This is a genomic window from Streptomyces sp. CB02366, from assembly GCF_001905905.1.
Classification (GTDB): domain Bacteria; phylum Actinomycetota; class Actinomycetes; order Streptomycetales; family Streptomycetaceae; genus Streptomyces.
The window spans coordinates 141,636-157,813 of sequence record NZ_LIVT01000010.1; the positions used below are offsets into that span (position 1 = coordinate 141,636).

General features: G+C 75.1%; 16 protein-coding genes. 8 read left to right on the forward strand and 8 right to left on the reverse strand.

From position 1 onward, the window contains the following. Positions 1-118: 118 nt before the first annotated feature. A complete protein-coding gene (locus tag AMK24_RS25045; RefSeq protein WP_073771125.1) occupies positions 119-1,591 on the reverse strand; it encodes an MFS transporter in 1,473 nt (490 codons plus the stop codon). Positions 1,592-1,736: 145 nt separating this feature from the next. Here AMK24_RS25045 and AMK24_RS25050 point away from each other — a divergent pair, with 145 nt between their 5' ends. Next, positions 1,737-2,183 (forward strand): MarR family winged helix-turn-helix transcriptional regulator, encoded by a 447-nt coding sequence (locus AMK24_RS25050; RefSeq protein ID WP_073771126.1) that lies wholly within the window; start codon positions 1,737-1,739, stop codon positions 2,181-2,183. Positions 2,184-2,211: 28 nt separating this feature from the next. Here AMK24_RS25050 and AMK24_RS25055 read toward each other — a convergent pair whose 3' ends face one another. Next, positions 2,212-3,612: an NAD(P)/FAD-dependent oxidoreductase gene (locus AMK24_RS25055; RefSeq protein ID WP_073771127.1), complete on the reverse strand. Its 1,401-nt coding sequence runs from the start codon at positions 3,610-3,612 to the stop codon at positions 2,212-2,214. A gap of 150 nt (positions 3,613-3,762) precedes the next feature. Between AMK24_RS25055 and AMK24_RS25060 the strand changes: the two genes are divergently transcribed. After that, positions 3,763-4,677: an aminoglycoside phosphotransferase family protein gene (locus AMK24_RS25060; protein WP_073771128.1), complete on the forward strand. Its 915-nt coding sequence runs from the start codon at positions 3,763-3,765 to the stop codon at positions 4,675-4,677. A 127-nt stretch (positions 4,678-4,804) separates the two neighbouring features. Here AMK24_RS25060 and AMK24_RS25065 read toward each other — a convergent pair whose 3' ends face one another. Then, on the reverse strand, positions 4,805-5,998 hold the full coding sequence (locus AMK24_RS25065) for an FAD-dependent oxidoreductase (protein ID WP_073771129.1): 1,194 nt from the start codon (positions 5,996-5,998) through the stop codon (positions 4,805-4,807). Between the two features lie 103 nt (positions 5,999-6,101). Between AMK24_RS25065 and AMK24_RS25070 the strand changes: the two genes are divergently transcribed. Further along, positions 6,102-6,785: a pentapeptide repeat-containing protein gene (locus tag AMK24_RS25070; protein WP_199876496.1), complete on the forward strand. Its 684-nt coding sequence runs from the start codon at positions 6,102-6,104 to the stop codon at positions 6,783-6,785. A gap of 69 nt (positions 6,786-6,854) precedes the next feature. Here the strand turns inward: AMK24_RS25070 and AMK24_RS25075 are convergent, their stop codons facing one another. From AMK24_RS25075 to AMK24_RS25085, 3 genes are all read right to left on the reverse strand, one after another. Then, the gene (locus AMK24_RS25075; protein ID WP_073771130.1) at positions 6,855-7,352 is read right to left on the reverse strand and encodes a hypothetical protein; all 498 of its coding nucleotides are present in this window, start codon (positions 7,350-7,352) and stop codon (positions 6,855-6,857) included. An 88-nt stretch (positions 7,353-7,440) separates the two neighbouring features. Next, a complete protein-coding gene (locus AMK24_RS25080; RefSeq protein WP_073771131.1) occupies positions 7,441-8,094 on the reverse strand; it encodes a response regulator in 654 nt (217 codons plus the stop codon). Beyond that, positions 8,091-9,428: a sensor histidine kinase gene (locus tag AMK24_RS25085; protein WP_073771132.1), complete on the reverse strand. Its 1,338-nt coding sequence runs from the start codon at positions 9,426-9,428 to the stop codon at positions 8,091-8,093. Before AMK24_RS25085 ends, AMK24_RS25080 begins: the two co-directional genes overlap by 4 nt. Positions 9,429-9,703: 275 nt before the next feature. On the opposite strand from AMK24_RS25085, the gene AMK24_RS25090 reads away from it, so the two are divergent. From AMK24_RS25090 to AMK24_RS25105, 4 genes are all read left to right on the forward strand, one after another. After that, entirely contained in the window at positions 9,704-10,261 is a 558-nt protein-coding gene (locus AMK24_RS25090) for a GlcG/HbpS family heme-binding protein (RefSeq protein ID WP_073771133.1), read from the forward strand. 55 nt (positions 10,262-10,316) lie between these two features. Next, positions 10,317-10,913, forward strand: coding sequence for an ankyrin repeat domain-containing protein (locus AMK24_RS25095; protein WP_073771134.1), 597 nt, complete (start codon positions 10,317-10,319; stop codon positions 10,911-10,913). Next, a complete protein-coding gene (locus tag AMK24_RS25100) occupies positions 10,910-12,172 on the forward strand; it encodes a YncE family protein (RefSeq protein ID WP_199876497.1) in 1,263 nt (420 codons plus the stop codon). Before AMK24_RS25095 ends, AMK24_RS25100 begins: the two co-directional genes overlap by 4 nt. A 243-nt stretch (positions 12,173-12,415) precedes the next feature. Next, the gene (locus tag AMK24_RS25105; RefSeq protein ID WP_073771135.1) at positions 12,416-13,816 is read left to right on the forward strand and encodes a M1 family metallopeptidase; all 1,401 of its coding nucleotides are present in this window, start codon (positions 12,416-12,418) and stop codon (positions 13,814-13,816) included. Between the two features lie 204 nt (positions 13,817-14,020). On the opposite strand, the gene AMK24_RS25110 is transcribed toward AMK24_RS25105, so the two are convergent. Next, positions 14,021-14,596, reverse strand: a complete 576-nt coding sequence (locus AMK24_RS25110; RefSeq protein ID WP_073771136.1) for a TerD family protein — start codon at positions 14,594-14,596, stop codon at positions 14,021-14,023. Positions 14,597-14,804: 208 nt separating this feature from the next. Between AMK24_RS25110 and arfB the strand changes: the two genes are divergently transcribed. Further along, complete coding sequence (arfB, locus tag AMK24_RS25115; protein WP_073771137.1) at positions 14,805-15,230, forward strand: alternative ribosome rescue aminoacyl-tRNA hydrolase ArfB; 426 nt, start codon at positions 14,805-14,807, stop codon at positions 15,228-15,230. 44 nt (positions 15,231-15,274) lie between these two features. Here the strand turns inward: arfB and AMK24_RS25120 are convergent, their stop codons facing one another. Beyond that, entirely contained in the window at positions 15,275-15,781 is a 507-nt protein-coding gene (locus tag AMK24_RS25120; RefSeq protein WP_073771138.1) for a flavin reductase family protein, read from the reverse strand. Positions 15,782-16,178 lie beyond the last annotated feature (397 nt).

Here is a 16,178-nt window from a genome sequence, read left to right on the forward strand (position 1 = left end):
GGTGGGGCACCCGGACCGGCAGCGGCGGCCGCACCGGTACCGGTGCGGCACGGAGTCCGGCCCGGGGCCCCGCGGTTCGCACCGCGGGGCCCCGGGCCCTCGTGCGTCCGGCGGGCGGTCAGGCCGTGGACCGGGACGCCTTCGCCGCGTCGGCCGCCGGGCCGGGGACGGCGGCGGGGCCGGGGAGTCCGGCCGCCGGGCGTACGGGGATGAGGGCGGCGACCGCGGCCGCCGCGAGGCCGACCCCGCAGCCGATCAGCATCGCGGCCCGGAAGCCGTTCCCGGAGGGCAGGGGGAAGCCGCCGAAGTCCGTGGTCATCCGGGACAGGACCACCCCGATCACCGCCGCCGCGAACGACGTGCCGATCGAGCGCATGAGGGCGTTGAAGCTGTTGGCCGACGCGGTCTCCGACCGCGGCACCGCGCCCATGACGAGCGCGGGCATCGCCCCGTACGCGAAGCCGACGCCCGAGTTGCAGACGAGGGTGACGACCAGCAGGCTCCACGGGGAGCCTGAGCCGATCAGGGGGACGGACAGGCCGTAGCCGGCGGCGATGAGCAGGCTGCCCACGGCCAGGGTGACCTTGGGGCCCTTGGCGGCGGACAGCTTCGCGCCGACCGGGGACATCGCCATCATCATCAGGCCCGCCGGGGCCATCCACAGCCCCATCGCGAGCATCGACTGCCCCAGGCCGTACCCGGTGGCCTCGGGCAGTTGGAGCAACTGGGGCACGACGAGGGACTGGGCGTACATCGCGAAGCCGACCAGGACCGAGGCCGTGTTGGTCATCAGGACCTGGGGGCGGACGGTGACCCGGAGATCGACCAGCGGGTCGCTCCGGCGCAGCTCCCAGCGGCCCCAGGCGGGCAGCAGCACGGCGACGGCGGCGAACAGGGAGAGCGTGGCGGCGCTGGACCAGCCCCAGTCGGCGCCCTTGGAGACGGCGAGCAGCAGGCAGACGAGCGCCGCGCCGAGCCCGACCGCCCCGAGCAGGTCGAAGGAGCCGGACCGGGCGGCCGGGCGGTCCCCGGGGACCAGGGCCAGGATCAGCGCGCCGACCGCGAGGGCCAGCGCGGCGACCACCCAGAACAGCACCCGCCAGCTCGTGTTCTCCGCGACGGCGGCGGCGAACGGCAGGCCCAGCGCGCCGCCCACGCCCATCGACGCGCTCATGATCGCGATGGACGGGCCGAGCTTCTCGGCCGGCACCACGTCGCGCAGCAGGCTGATGCCGAGCGGGACGACGCCCATGCCGAGGCCCTGGAGCCCGCGCCCGGCGATCATCGGGACCACCGACGAGGACAGGGCGCAGACCACCGAGCCGAGGATCAGCGGGGCCAGCGAGAGCAGCAGCATGCGCCGCTTGCCGTACATGTCGCCGAGCCGGCCGGCGACGGGCGTGGCCACGGCGGCGGCCAGCAGGGTGGCGGTGATCACCCAGGAGGCGTTCGACGCGGAGGTGTCGAACATCTTCGGCAGCTCCGCGATCAGCGGCACCACCAGGGTCTGGGTGAGCGCCGCCACGATGCCGGCGAAGGCCAGGATGCCGACCACGCCTCCCGGGCGGGGTGCGGGGGGTGAACTCTCCACGGGTACTGCTCCTCGTGTCCTCGGGGCCGGTCGTCCCGGATGTCCGACCATGCAAGATACACGTAATGTGCATCATGCATATCGTGTGTACAGTGCACATCTATCGTGAGAGGCGCAGGCCACCGAAGGAAGAGCGGAAGAGCGCGTGGACAAGCCCATCGACCGGATCGAACGCGAGACCATGCTGCTCGGCCGGTACATGCACCTGCTCACCCCGCGCGTGGAGTGGCGGCTCGACCGCTCCGCCTACATCCTGCTGAGCCGCATCCAGGCGGAGGGCCCGATGTCCATCGGGCAGCTCGGGGACGCCTTCGGCCTGGACGCCTCCACGCTCAACCGGCAGACCGCCGCGATGCAGCGGGCCGGGGTCGTCGAGCGCATCGCGGACCCGGACGGCGGGATCGCCCGCAAGTTCGCCATCACCGAGGAGGGGGAGCGCCGCCTCGACAGCGACCGCTCCCGGAACGTGGCGGGCCTCGCGAAGGTCCTCGCGGACTGGACCCCCGAGGAGGCGGAACAGCTCGCCGCCTCCCTCAGCCGGCTGAACCTCTCCATCGAACAGCTCGACGGACGGCCCTGGCCCCGCGACTGACACCGGGGCGGGGGCGGTCCGGGAGCGGTCAGCGGCGGCCCGCGATGCGGTCCGCCGCCTTCGCCACGGGGTCCGTGCCGGGTCGCGGCGACGCGGTCTCGCGGCGGTCGGCGGCGCGGTAGGCCGCGTACATCCCGTGGACGCCCAGCCAGCGGAAGGGCTCCGGCTCCCAGCGGCGGACCTTGTGGTTCACCCACGGCAGGGCGGTGAGGTCCGTGGGGCCCGCCTGGCCGGAGTCCTGCTGGATCAGGTCGCGCAGGGTGCGGGCGGCGAGGTTGGCGGTGGCCACGCCCGAGCCGACGTAACCGCCCGCCCAGCCCAGGCCCGTGGAGCGGTCGAGCGTGACCGTGGTGCACCAGTCGCGCGGGACGCCGAGGACGCCGGACCAGGCGTGGTCGATGTGGACGCCCGCGGTGGTGGGGAAGAGCCGCACCATCAGGTCGCGCAGGGCGGTGACGGTGGCCGGCCGGGTGCGGCCGTCGTCGTTGGTGGCCGAGCCGAAGCGGTACGGGTGGCCGCGTCCGCCGAGCGCGATGCGGTCGTCGGCGGTGCGCTGGGCGTAGAAGTAGGCGTGCGCCATGTCGCCCAGGGTCTCGCGGCCCTCCCAGCCGATCGTGTCCCAGATCCGGGCGGGCAGCGGCTCGGTGACGATCATGGAGGAGTTCATCGGGAGCCAGGTGCGCTTCTGGCCCTTGAGGCTCGCGGTGAACCCCTCGGTGCAGCGCAGGACGTACGGGGCGCGGACCGTGCCGTACGGGGTCACCGCGTGCTTGGGCTTGATCTCGGTGACCGGCGTCGACTCGTGGATGGTCACCCCGAGCGCCTCCACCGCGTCCGCGAGGCCCTTGACCAGCTTGGCCGGGTGCAGACGGGCCCCGTGCGGGGTCCAGGTGGAGCCGACCGCCCCGGTCACATGGACGCGCTCGGCCGTCTCGCGGGCCCCGCGCAGGACGCGGTCGGTCTCCCCGAAGGCGATCTCGACGCTGTGGAAGTCCTTGAGCCGGGCGAGCTGGGCCGGAGTGCGCGCCACCTCCAGGACGCCGCCCCGGTGGACGTCCGCGTCGATGCCCTCCTCGGCGGCGGCCCGGACGACCTCGCCCACGGTCTCGTTCATCGCCTTCTGGAGCCGTACGGCGGCGTCGTGGCCGTGCAGCTTCGCGTACCGGTCGCGGCCCGCGACGCCGTTGTACAGCCAGCCCCCGTTGCGGCCGGAGGCCCCGTAGCCGCAGAACTTGGCCTCCAGGACCATGATGGTGAGGAAGGGGGCGGCCTTCTTGAGGTAGTACGCCGTCCAGAGCCCGGTGTAGCCGCCGCCGACGATGCAGACGTCGACGCCCGTGTCGCCGGGGAGGGGTTCGCGCGGGGCGGGGGCGCCCTCCTGCGCGTACCAGAACGATATGCCGCCGACGGCGGTACTGACGGTGCCCATGATGCCCCTGGTGTCCCTGGCCGGTGAGATGCCGAGCGTATGTCTGGCGGGACGTTACTGCGCGCGGGGCCGATCCGTCTCCCCGTGCCGTACCGCCCGGTCCGGATCGTTTCCCCTCCCGCCGCCGCGCCCTTCCCTAGGATCGGGGGCGTGATCGAGATCCCCGCGGAACTGGCCGCCACGCAGTCCCGGTACAACGGAGCGGCCGGCCGGGCCTTCGTCGCCGCCCTGCCGGACCTCGCCGCCCGGTGGCTGGAGCGGTGGGGGCTGCGGCCGGACGGCCCCTCGATGTACGGGATGTGCGCGCTGGTCCTGCCGGTGGTGCGGGAGGCGGACGGGCGGCCCGCCGCGTTGAAGCTCCAGGCGGTGGACGAGGAGACGGCGGGCGAACCGGTCGCCCTGCGGGAGTGGGCGGCGGCGGGCGCGGGGGCGGTGGAACTGCTCGATCACGACCCGGAGAGCGGCGCGCTGCTGCTGGAACGGCTCGACGAGCGGCGGCCGTTGTCCGGCGAGGCCGACGTGCGCAAGGCGGTGGAAGTCCTCGGCACGGTGCTGGCCCGGCTGACGGCGGTCCCCGCCCCCGAGGGGCTGCGCACGCTGGGCGGGGTGGTGGAGCGGATGCTCGCGGTGGCGCCGGAGCGGACGGCCCTGCTGGGCGACCCGGCGGACCGGCGGCTGCTCGCCGACTGCGCGGCGGCGGTAGGGGAGGTCGCGGACGAGCCGGGGGACCGGCTGCTGCACTGGGACCTGCACTACGACAACATCCTGGCCGGGCGCGCGGACACGGGGCGGGCGGGGGAGTGGATCGCGCTCGACCCGAAGCCGCTGGCGGGGGACCCGGGCTTCGAACTGTTCCCGGCGCTGGACAACCTCTTCGACGCGGACGAGGTGGTGTGGCGGTTCGACGCTTTGACGGAGGCCCTGGGGCTGGAGCACGACCGGGAGCGGGCGCGGGCCTGGACGCTGGGCCGGGTGCTCCAGAACGGGCTCTGGGGGGCCGGGAGCGGGGAGGTCCGCGTCGCCGCCGACCACGCGGAGATCGCGCGGCGGCTGCTGGGGCGGTGAGGGGGCGGCGCGGAGGGAAACCGGCCGCGCTCCCGCCCACCGTCGCGGCGGGCCGCGGCCCTCCGTACGCAGTGGCGGTGGCGGGGGCGCAGACGGTCCCGCCCGACGCCGCGGCCCTCCCCGTACCTCACCCGCGCCGGAAGCCGGAACCGGAGCCGAAGCGCTGTCCGGCGGCCTTCGCGGCGAGCGTCGCGGCTTCGAGGCCGCTGGTGAAGGAGACCTCGCTGAGCAGCCCGGGGGCGGCGACCTGGTCGCCCGCCAGGAAGATCCCGTCGCCCCGGACGACGGAGGGCCGGTCACGCCACGTGGTGCCGGGGCGGTCCACGGCGCCGGTGCGGCCCTCGGCCAGCGCCTCGCCGCGCCAGGTCGTGCGCTCCCGCCAGCCGGGGAAGCCGAGGTCGAGCAGTTCCTCGGCGCGGGCGACGCCTTCGGCCCGCCGCACGTCGGGGCCGATCGGGAACTGGCCCTGGAGCAGCTGTTCGCCGGCCGGGGCGAGAGCGGGGTCCTGGGCGGTGAACCGTTCCAGCCAGCCGGGCGCCTCCAGGTCCGAGACGACGAACGCGTCGCCGCGCCGGGTGCGTACCGCCAGGTCCACCAGGACGGTGCGCCCGCTCTCCCAGGCGAGGGAGGCATCGTCGAGGAGGGCGCGGGCGGCGGCGAGGGAGGTGGCGACGATCACCGGGCCGGTGCGGGCGAGCTCGCCGAGCGTCCGGGTGTCGACGCGGGCGGCCGTCTCGACGGCGACCCCGAGACCGCGGGCGTGGGCGGCCATCCGCTCCACCAGCGTCCCCCAGCCGCCGACCGGGTAGCGGGCCTCGGGCGGCAGCGAGCCGAGCCGGTGCAGGCGCTCCTGGACGAACCGGGCCGAGAGCGCACCGGGGTCGTGGTGGAACAGGGCGGTGGCGGCGAAGTGCGCGGCCGCCCCGGCCCCCTCCGCGCCGACCCGGCCCGCCGCCCAGTCCAGGAAGCGGTCGTCCACCGGGGCGGTGTGCGGGGGCCGGCGGACGAGCCGCAGCAGGGCCGGGGGAGGCATCCGGCGGAGGGCGCCGGCGCGGCGGAAGCGGAAGCGGAGCCCCTCCCGGGGCGGTACGGGGACGAGGGGGCCGAGCAGTCCGCGCCGGGCCAGCCAGGTGGCGTGCGGCCCGTGCCGGTACAGGGCGTGCGGGCCCTCGTTGGCGCGGTACGGTCCCTCGGCGGTCCTGGCCCGGCCGCCGAGGGACCGGTGGCCCTCGTACAGGGTGACCCGGGCGCCCGACTCGGCCGCGGTGATCGAGGCGGTGAGCCCGGCGAGGCCGCCGCCGCCGACGTGGATGTGCACCATGGCTGGATCTCCTTCGCGTCTTTGACGATGTGACGGATCGGCGAGGGCCGCACGTGACACGGGCGGCGGGCCCGGTGTCGGTGGTGTGCGTCACGATGGGCGCATGGCAGCGAGCGGCAGGAAGAAGAGCACGGCGGGCGGGACGGCGGCACGGCGGCCGGAGGTGCGGCTGCCGCCCCTCCTCCCGTACGACGGCGAGGGCCTGGAGCCGGACGGGGACTACGACGGGCTGCGGTTCGACGGGGCGGACCTGGCGGACGCGTCGGGCCGGGGGGCCCGGTTCCTGGACTGCGCCCTGGACGGCTGCGCCCTGGACCGCGCGGAGCTGGCGCGGGCCCGCTTCATCGACTCGGTCCTGACGGGCGTGCGGGGCGTGGGCACGGACCTCGCGGAGGCGTCGCTGCGGGACGTGGAGGTGGTGGACGCCCGCCTCGGCGGGGTGCAGCTGCACGGCGCGGTGCTGGAGCGGGTGGTGGTGCGGGGCGGCAAGATCGACTATCTGAACCTGCGCAAGGCGCGGCTCAAGGACGTCGTCTTCGAGGGGTGCGTGCTGTCCGAACCGGACTTCGGGGACGCGCACCTGGTCCGGGTCGAGTTCCGCGACTGCGTGCTGAAGCGGGCGGACTTCAGCGGCGCCCGGATGGAGTCGGTGGATCTGCGCACGGTGGCCGAGCTGGACATCGCGCGGGGCGTGGAACGGCTGGCGGGCGCGGTGATCAGCCCGGTGCAGCTGATGGAGCTGGCCCCGGCGTTCGCGGCGCAGATCGGGGTGCGGGTGGAGGCGTGAGGGGCCCGTGCCGGGGCCCGTGGGGCCTTGAGGCCGCGGGAGGCCCCCGGAAAGTCCCGGCAGGAGGTCTCACACCCGGGGGAAGCGGGCCTGGAGGTCCCAGACCACGGGGTTGTCGGCGAGCCCTTCGTGCAGGTCGGCCAGGTCGGCGATCAGGTCGTGCAGGAAGTCGCGGGCCTCGCGGCGCAGGAGGGAGTGGCTGAAGGTGAGCGGGGGCTCGTCGCCGGGCATCCAGTCCGCCTCGACGTCGACCCAGCCGAAGCGCCGCTCGAAGATCATGACGTCCGAGGACTCGGTGAAGTCCAGTTCCGCGTACTGCCGCCGGTGCGAGCGGTTGCCGCGCGGGTCCTGGTCGATCTGCTCGACGATGTCGCACAGCGCCCACGCGAAGTCGAGCACCGGCACCCACCCCCAGGCTGTGGACACCTCGCGGTCCGCCTTGGTGTCGGCGAGGTAGACGTCGCCGGAGAACAGATCGTGCCGCAGCGCCCGGACGTCCGCGCGGCGGTAGTCGGTCTGCGGGGGATCGGGGAAACGGCGGGAGAGGGAGTAGCCGATGTCGAGCACGGTTCGATGGTGTCACGTCCGGGGGCGGGGCTGACGCGACCGGGGGAGCGGGGACCCCGGCCGCCCCCTCACGGCTCCGGCGGCCCGCTCACGGCAGCAGGCGCTGTTCCTTCGCGACCGCCACCGCGCCCGCGCGGGTGTCGACGCCCAGCTTGTCGTAGATCCGGCCCAGGTGGGTCTTGACCGTGGCCTCGCTGATGAACAGGGCGCGGGCGATGTCGCGGTTGCCGAGCCCTTGGGAGAGCTGGGCCAGGATGTCGCGTTCGCGGTCGGTGAGGGTGGGGCGGGGGCTGCGCATCCGGGCCATGACCCGGCTGGCGACGGGGGCCGAGAGCGTGGTGCGGCCCTGGGCGGCGGACCGGATCGCGGCGAACAGCTCCTCGGGGCGCTCCGCCTTCAGCAGGTAGCCGGTGGCTCCCGCCTCGATGGCCCGGGTGATGTCGGCGTCGGTGTCGTACGTGGTCAGCACCAGGACGTGGACCGTGCCGTCGGCCGCGATGCGGCGGGTGGCCTCGACGCCGTCGATGCCCTCGCCGAGCTGGAGGTCCATGAGGACGACGTCCGGGGCGAGGCGGGCGGCGAGCACCACCGCCTCCTCGCCGCTGCCGGCCTCGCCGACGACCTCGATGTCCGGTTCGCTGCCGAGGAGCGCGAGCAGGCCGGCGCGGACGACCGCGTGGTCGTCGCAGAGCAGGATGCGTACGGGGGGCACAGGAGGCGTCTGCGGGCCGGGGTCGGTCATGCGGGGTCCTCCGGGGCGGTGGGCGGCGGGGCGGTGGGAGAGATGGGCGCGAGCGGGATTCCGGCCGAGAGCACCGTGCCCTCGCCCGGGGCGGACTCGATGGTGAGCGTTCCGCCGAGCTGGCGCACCCGGGCCCGGATCGCCGGAATCCCGTGGCCGCGCACGGCGCCGGAGTCGCGCACGGCGCCGGGACCGCGTACGCCCGCGGGCTCCACGGTGAAGCCGCGGCCGTTGTCGCCGACGTCCAGGACCACCCGGTCGTCGAGATGGGTCAGGGTCAGCCCGGCGGCGGTGGCCCCGGAGTGCTCCCGCACGTTGGCCAGGGCCCCCTGGGCGATGCGCAGCAGGGCGGACTGCACCCGGTCCGGCAGGGGCGCGGCCGGGGCGCCCTCCACATGGCAGTGGACGGTGAGCGCCCCCTCCGCCTGGGCGCTCTCGCGGGCCGCCAGAGCGTACAGGGCCGCTTCCAGTCCGCCGCCCTCCGCCAGGTCGGCCGGGGCCAGATCGTGGACGAAGCGGCGGGCCTCGGCGAGGTTGCGTTCCGCGATGCCGGTGGCCGTACGGACATGGCGGCGGGCCGCCTCCGGGTCGGTGCTCCAGGTGCGGTCGGCCGCCTGGAGCAGCATCTGCTGGCTGGACAGGCCCTGCGCCAGGGTGTCGTGGATCTCCATGGAGAGCCGCTGGCGTTCGGCGAGGGTGCCCTCGCGCCGTTCGGTCGCGGCCAGTTCGCGCCGGGTCCGCAGCAGGTCGTCGATCAGCTCGCGCTGCCGGGCGGCCAGCTTCTCCTGGCGTACCGCCTGGCGCCGCATGTGGACGAAGACGGCGGTGGCCACGGCGGCGACGGCGGGCGGGGCGAGCACCAGGTTCGGGTCGAACCCGGTCGCCAGGCGCAGTTGCGCGGCCACGACGAACGCGGTGAGCAGGGCGACGAGCGCGAGCGCGGCGCGCGGCGGCAGGATGCGCAGCCCGGTGTAGAACAGCGGCACCGCGCACCACGCGAAGCTCGGCGCCAGGACGACCAGCACCATCCAGACGACGACGAGCACGCCGAGCCAGGCGACCCGGCGCGGGGTGGGGCGCGAACCGAGGACGGGCCCCAGCAGGTACAGCACCGCCAGGGTGATCGACAGGGCGATGATCCACGGGGTGCGCGCCTCGCCGGGGTGCCGCATCAGGAACCGGGTCAGGGAGGCCCCGAGCAGCAGGAAGAACGCGGCGTGCATGAGGAGGGCGAGCCGGCGCGCCTCGGGGTCGCCACCGAAGCCGGGACCGTCCGGGGCGGCGCCCGGGCCCCGCCCCGGACCCGGGGGCCGCGGATCGCTCCGGTGGTCCACCTCGTACCTCGCGTTTCCTCGCGCCCGCCCCTGTCGACCTGCGCAGATCCTTCATGGTGACCCCGTCCGGCCACCGCCGCATCAGCCGATCGGCTGACGGGGGCGTCGTCCGTCCCGCGCGCCGCTTCCAGCCGGTACGCCGACCGTACGGGGCCGTGTCCGCCGGGAGTATCGGTACCGGAGCGAGACACCCGGACGCCTCCGGGCCGCCACCGCCCCGCACCCCCCCCGGAACACACCGGGCCACCGGATCACCGGTTCACCAAGGAGCCACCATGAAGAAGCTGTCGCCGCGCACCCGTGTCGTCACCGGTGCCGTCGTCGTCGCCGCCCTCGGGGCCGGCGCCTTCGGCGCGATGTCCGCCAGCGCCTCCTCCCCCGCGGCCGCTCCCGCCGCCGCCGTCAAGGCCGACACGGGCAACCGCAACCTCCAGCAGACGACGCACCTGACCGTCGCCGCCGCCACCGAGGCCGCGCAGGCGACGCTCGACGCGGCGAAGAAGGAGAACCAGCGGATCTCCGTCGCGGTCGTCGACCGCAACGGCAACACCATCGTCTCCCTGCGCGGCGACGGCGCGGGCCCGCAGTCCCCCGAGTCCGCGGTGAAGAAGGCGTACACCGCCGTCTCCTGGAACGCCCCCACCTCCGAACTGGTCAAGCGCCTGGAGCAGGCCCCCAACCTGAAGGACATCCCTGGCACCCTGTTCCTCGGGGGCGGCGCTCCCGTGCAGGTCAAGGGCGCCCCGGTGGCGGGCATCGGCGTGGCCGGCGCGCCCAGCGGCGACCTCGACGAGAAGTTCGCCCGGGCGGGCGTCGCCTCGCTCGCCCGGTAGCCGCCGACCCGCCCCGGACGCCCGCCCGTCCAGAACAGCCGAGAACGGAGTACCCGTGAACGCCCTCGATCACGACCTGCTGACCGCCGCCCGCACCGGCGACACCGACGCGGTGCGCACCGCGATCGAGGGCGGCGCACGGGTCGACGTCCGCGACGAGGAGTCGCGCACCCCGCTGCTCCTCGCCGCCCTCGGCGACCACGTCGAGGCGGCCCGGCTGCTCGTCGCCGCCGGAGCCGATCCGAACGCCCAGGACCGCCGCGAGGACAGCCCGTGGCTGGTCACCGGGGTCACCGGCAGCGTCGCGATGCTGCACGTGCTGCTGCCGGCCGGACCGGATCTGACCCTGCGCAACCGGTTCGGCGGCGTCTCCCTCATCCCGGCGAGCGAGCGCGGCCACGTCGCGTACGTACGGGAGGTGCTGCGGGTCACCGACATCGACGTCGACCACGTCAACCGGCTCGGCTGGACCGCCCTGCTGGAGGCGGTGATCCTCGGCGACGGAGGCCGAGCCCACCAGCGGATCGTGGAGCTGCTGCTGGCGGCCGGGGCGACGCGGGACCTGCCGGACGGCGACGGGGTGACGCCGCTGGCCCACGCCGAGCGGCGCGGCTTCACCGAACTGGCCGCCCTGCTGCGGGACGCCGCGTGACCGGTGGGGGCGGCCCCCGCGCCGCCCTCCGCGCCCCGGACCCCGGCGAGGGCTCCCCGGCATCCGGCCCCCGCCCCTCCCTCCGGCTCCCCGGCCCCGGCGTCCGCCGTCTCGCCCCCGGCCTCCTCGCCGCCGTCCTGCTCGCCGGGTGCGCGGCCGGTACGACCGAGGCGGCCCCGGACACGGCGGCCACCCCGGGCGCGTCCGCCGCGACCGGCGCCGCGGCCGCCCCCGACCTCTCCCGCGCCCCCGCCGGCCGCACCCCCGCGGGCACGCTCCTGGTCGCCGACTTCGGCGGCGACACCGTGACCTTCGTCGACCCCGGCCCGGACGGTTCCGGCGAGGGCGGGGCCCCCATCGCCTCGGTGAAGGCCGGCACCGCGCCCTACGGACTCGTCGTCGGCGAGGACGGGCGCGCCTGGGTCGCCACCGCCGAGGGCGTCGCGGTCCTCGACACGCGGCGGCGGACCCGGCTCGCCCTCGTCCCGTACGCGACGGAGTCCGGGCCGGTCACCACGGGCGAGTACCGGGGCGGCGGCATGGGCATCGCGATGGCCCCGGACGGGAAGCACGTCTACGTGGGGGTCAACGTGCCCGGCGGCGACGGGGCGGTCGAGGTCATCGACACCGCGACCCGCGAGGTCACCGGCACCGCCGCGGTCGGCCTGCGCCCCTTCGACGTGGACGTGTCGCCGGACGGCCGCGAGGTGTACGCCACCGGTCACGACTCCTTCGACGTGACGGCGGTGGACGCCGCCTCGCTGGAGACCCGGCGCATGGAGGTCGCCCCGTACGGCACGGAGGGCGGGCTCGGCTCCTGGCTGAAGCCCCACTACGCCGTCGTGCGCCCCGAGGACGGCAAGCTGCTGCTGCCCTTCGAGGGGGAGCGGCTCGCGGTGCTCGACCCCCGCACCGGAGAGGTGACCGTCGAGCCGATGACCGCCGACACCCACCAGCACGGCGCGGCCCTGGCCCTGGGCGGCACCCTCCTCGTGGTGGGCACCGGCCCGATCGGCGCGGAGGACGACGACCCCTCGCTGACCGTCCGGAACCCCGACGGAACGGAGCGGATCGTGCCCCTGGACGGTCCGCACGAGGACGTGGCGGTCTCGCGGGACGGCCGCACGGCGTACGTCACCGGCGGCTTCACCCGCGACGGCTACTGGAACGGGATCACGGTCGTCGACCTGGACGACGAGGGAAGCGAGCCGATCCGTCTGAAGGCGGGCAACCGGCCCCTCGGTATCGCCGTCCTCTGAGCCGGGGCCGCCCGCTCCTCCCCCGAGGCGGGCGGCCCCTCCCGTTCCGTCGCTGTCGCTGTCGCTGTCGCTGTCTCCGTCCCCGTTCCCCTTCCCGTCACCGACCCCGTCGCCGCAGCCTCCAGCCGGAGCCGGAGCCCGGGGAGGGGGCCCGGGGAGGGGGCCCGGGGAGGGGGCCCGAGGCCCGGGCCGGCGGCTGAAGGCGCGACCGGCCGCCGTCGCCCCGCGACCTAGGATCGTCCGGTGAACCCCCGCACCCCGGCCGCCCTCCCTCTCCTGCTCGCCCTGACCCTCGCCCTCCTCGGCTCGGGATGTTCCGGCGGCGTCGAGGGGACGCCGGGCGCGGCCGGGCTGCGCGATCCGTACTTCCCGGGGCTCGGCAACGGCGGCTACGACGTCACCCACTACGGCCTGAAGCTCGACGTCGACCCCGCGGCGGGCCACCTGCGCGGCACGGCCACGATCACCGCCCGCGCCACCCGCCGCCTGAGCGCCTTCCACCTGGACCTCGCCGGCCTCGACGTGGAGAGCGCCTCCGTCGAGGGGCGGCCCGCCGCCGTGAACCGGGCGGGCAGGGAGCTGACGATCCGGCCCGGCGCGGCGGTGGAGGACCGGCTGCGCGAGGGGCGCACGTTCACCACCGTCGTGCGCTACGCGGGCTCCCCGCAGGTCATCACCGACGCGGACGGCGGACGGGAGGGCTGGCTGCCGACGGCGGACGGGTCGGTGGCCCTCGGCGAGCCGACCGGCTCCATGGCCTGGTTCCCCGGCAACCACCACCCGAGCGACAAGGCCGCCTACGACGTCGAGGTGACGGTCCCCGAGCCGCTGACGGCCGTCTCCAACGGGGAGCTGCTCTCCCGGCGCACGGTGAACGGCCGCACCGCCTTCCACTGGCGGACCGCCGAACCGATGGCGAGCTATCTGGCGACCGTCGCCGTGGGGGAGTTCACCACGCGGCGGTCGCGAACCGCCGGGGGCGTCCGGCTGTTCACCGCCGTGGACCCGGAGTCGGCGGCGGCGAGCGAGGACGTGCTGGCGCGGATCCCGGCGGTGCTGGCGTGGGCGGCGGAGAAGTTCGGGCCGTACCCCTTCACCTCCGCCGGGGCCGTCGTGGAGCGCGAGGACGACGCGGCGTACGCGCTGGAGACCCAGAACCGGCCCTTCTTTCCCGGCCCGCCCGATACCGCCCTGCTCGTCCACGAGCTGGCCCACCAGTGGTTCGGCGACTCCGTCACCCCGAAGACCTGGCGGGACATGTGGCTGAACGAGGGCTTCGCCACGTACGCGGAGTGGCTCTGGGCCGCCGACCACGACGGCGTGCCGGTCGGGGAGAGCTTCGCGAAGGCGTACGAGGACGACGCCAACTGGGCCTTCCCGCCCGCCGACCCGCCCACCGCCCTCGACCTCTCCGCCCCGCCGGTCTACGGGCGCGGGGCGATGGTCGTGCACCGCGTCCGGCTCGCGGTGGACGACGACGAGGCGTTTTTCGCGCTGGTGCGGGGGTGGACGGAGCAGTACCGGCACGGCAACGCCTCCACCGACGACTTCACCGCGTACGTGGAGCAAAGGACGGGCCGGGACCTCACCGGACTGTGGGACGCCTGGCTGCGCGGCGGGAGCCGTCCGCCCCTGGAGGACTGAGCGGTGCCGGCTCCTCGCCCCCCGGTGCGCGGGGGGAGCGGCGGCCCGCCGCCGGGCGCGGGGCGAGCCGGGCGCGGGGCCGCCCCGACACGGGGCCCGGGCACGCCGGAGCCCCCGGCCGCAGGTGGCGGCCGGGGGCTCCGGCGAAGCGGGTGGAACGGTCCGGGCGGGCGTGCGCCCGGGGCGTCCCGTCTGAGGCGGGGCTCAGAGGTTGACGCCGAAGTCCTGGGCGATGCCGCGCAGGCCGGAGGCGTACCCCTGGCCCACCGCGCGGAACTTCCACTCGGCGCCGTTGCGGTAGAGCTCGCCGAAGACCATGGCGGTCTCGGTGGCGGCGTCCTCGCTCAGGTCGTAGCGGGCGATCTCGGCGCCGCCGGCCTGGTTGAGGATGCGGATGAACGCGTTGCGGACCTGGCCGAAGTTCTGGCTGCGGGTCTCGGCGTCGTAGATGGAGACCGGGAAGACGATCTTGTCCACGTCGGCCGGGAGGCCCGCCAGGTTGACGTTGATCTGCTCGTCGTCGCCCTCGCCCTCACCCGTGACGTTGTCACCGGTGTGCACGATGGTCTGGTCCGGCGTCGACTTGTTGTTGAAGAAGACGAAGTGGCCGTCCGAGACGACCTTGCCCGCCGGGTTGACCGCGATGGCCGAGGCGTCGAGGTCGAAGTCGGTGCCGGTGGTGGTGCGGACGTCCCAGCCGAGGCCGACCGTGACGGCGGTCAGGCCCGGTGCCTCCTTGGTGAGCGAGACGTTGCCGCCCTTGGACAGGCTTACTGCCATGGGAAGTCCCTTTCCTCGTCGTGTACGGGCTTCGTGCCATCACGAAAGCTACCGTCACCCCTCATAACGCAGGCAGCCGACCACGAGGTTCCTGGTCGCTTTACTTTCTTTGCCGAAACGGCGGTACGGGGGCGGCGCCCCGGGCCCCGGAGGGCTCGGGGCGCTAAAGAAGGTGACGGACGGGGGTGCGGGCAGGGACCATGGGGCCATGTCCGGGCCCTATGTCATCCGCGGTGCGGTCTCCCTGCCGGAGGCCGAGCTGATGTGGCGTTTCTCGCGGTCCTCCGGGCCCGGCGGCCAGCACGTCAACACCAGCGACTCCCAGGTCGAGCTGCGCTTCGACCTGGCGGCGACCGGTGCGCTGCCCGAGGTGTGGAAGGCGCGGGCGCTGGAGCGGCTGGCGGGCCGGCTGGTGGACGGCGTGGTCTCCGTACGGGCGTCCGAGAACCGTTCCCAGTGGCGCAACCGGGAGACCGCCGCCGTACGGCTCGCCGCCCTCCTGGCCGAGGCGACCGCCCCGCCGCCCAAGCCCCGGATCAAGCGGAAGGTCCCGCGCGGGATCAACGAGCGACGGCTGCGCGAGAAGAAGGCGCGCGGCGAGACCAAGCGCGGACGCTCGGGCCGCGACTGGTAGGCCGGACGGCGGACCGGCGCCTGCCGGGGCCAGGGGCCCGCCCGTCACCCCAGGTGACGGTAGCGGCCCTTGAAGTACGTCAGCGGCTCGCCCTCCGGGCTGGGCAGCTCCGCGGTGAGCACCCGGCCGATCACCAGGGTGTGGTCGCCGGCCACCACGCGCTGCTCGGTGCGGCACTCCAGCGTCGCCAGCGCCCCGCCGATCAACGGCGCGTGCGCCGCTCCGCCCCGCACGTACGGGATGTCCTCGAACAGCAGCCGGTCGCTGATCCGGCCCTTCATCGCGAACCGGCCCGCGATGTGCCGCTGGCTCGCGGCCAGGACGGAGACGGCCCACAGCGGCTGCTCCTCCAGCAGGTCGTCCATGCGGGAGCCGTTGCGCAGGCTCACCATCACCAGGGGCGGTTCCAGGGACACGGACATGAAGGCGGTCGCCGTCATGCCCACGTCCTCGCCCCGGCCGTCCTCGTCGAGGGGCGGCTCCTGGGCGGTGACCAGCACCACGCCGGCGGCCAGCCGCGCGAGTGCGGCGCGGAACTCGTCGTTGCTCACCCCTTCAGGATGCGGGACGGGCTGGGGGCGTGGGGGGAGGGGTTTCGTCTGGAGCACACCACGACGCTAACCGGGCGGGCCGGGGGGCCGCATCGGGCCTGAGGACCAGGCCGGTCCTAGGACCGGTGGCCGACGGCGTCGCGGGGGCCGGGCCCGAGGGCGCGGCGGGGGCGCGTCCGAGGGCGCGGCAGGGGGGCGTACGCGGGCGCGCGCCCGCCGGGCCGGGCCGTCCCGGCGGGCGCGGAACGAGCGTCGTCGCCCTGAGTCACCGGAACCCCCCGGACATCTGTTGTGACTTGAGTCACAGAGTCCATTTTCTGTTGACCCTGTGTACCGGGTGCACAGCTCACTGTGATTCAGTGGCGGTGACACTACGACAAGTACGTCGATATGAAAC

What these genes read in the sequence shown, in the direction of transcription:
- AMK24_RS25055 (WP_073771127.1), bottom strand. Translation starts at nt 3,612, where the DNA reads ATGGGCACCGTCAGTACCGCCGTCGGCGGCATATCGTTCTGGTACGCG.
- AMK24_RS25065 (WP_073771129.1), bottom strand. Translation starts at nt 5,998, where the DNA reads ATGGTGCACATCCACGTCGGCGGCGGCGGCCTCGCCGGGCTCACCGCC.
- AMK24_RS25070 (WP_199876496.1), top strand. Translation starts at nt 6,102, where the DNA reads ATGGCAGCGAGCGGCAGGAAGAAGAGCACGGCGGGCGGGACGGCGGCA.
- AMK24_RS25080 (WP_073771131.1), bottom strand. Translation starts at nt 8,094, where the DNA reads ATGACCGACCCCGGCCCGCAGACGCCTCCTGTGCCCCCCGTACGCATC.
- AMK24_RS25090 (WP_073771133.1), top strand. Translation starts at nt 9,704, where the DNA reads ATGAAGAAGCTGTCGCCGCGCACCCGTGTCGTCACCGGTGCCGTCGTC.
- AMK24_RS25110 (WP_073771136.1), bottom strand. Translation starts at nt 14,596, where the DNA reads ATGGCAGTAAGCCTGTCCAAGGGCGGCAACGTCTCGCTCACCAAGGAG.
- arfB (WP_073771137.1), top strand. Translation starts at nt 14,805, where the DNA reads ATGTCCGGGCCCTATGTCATCCGCGGTGCGGTCTCCCTGCCGGAGGCC.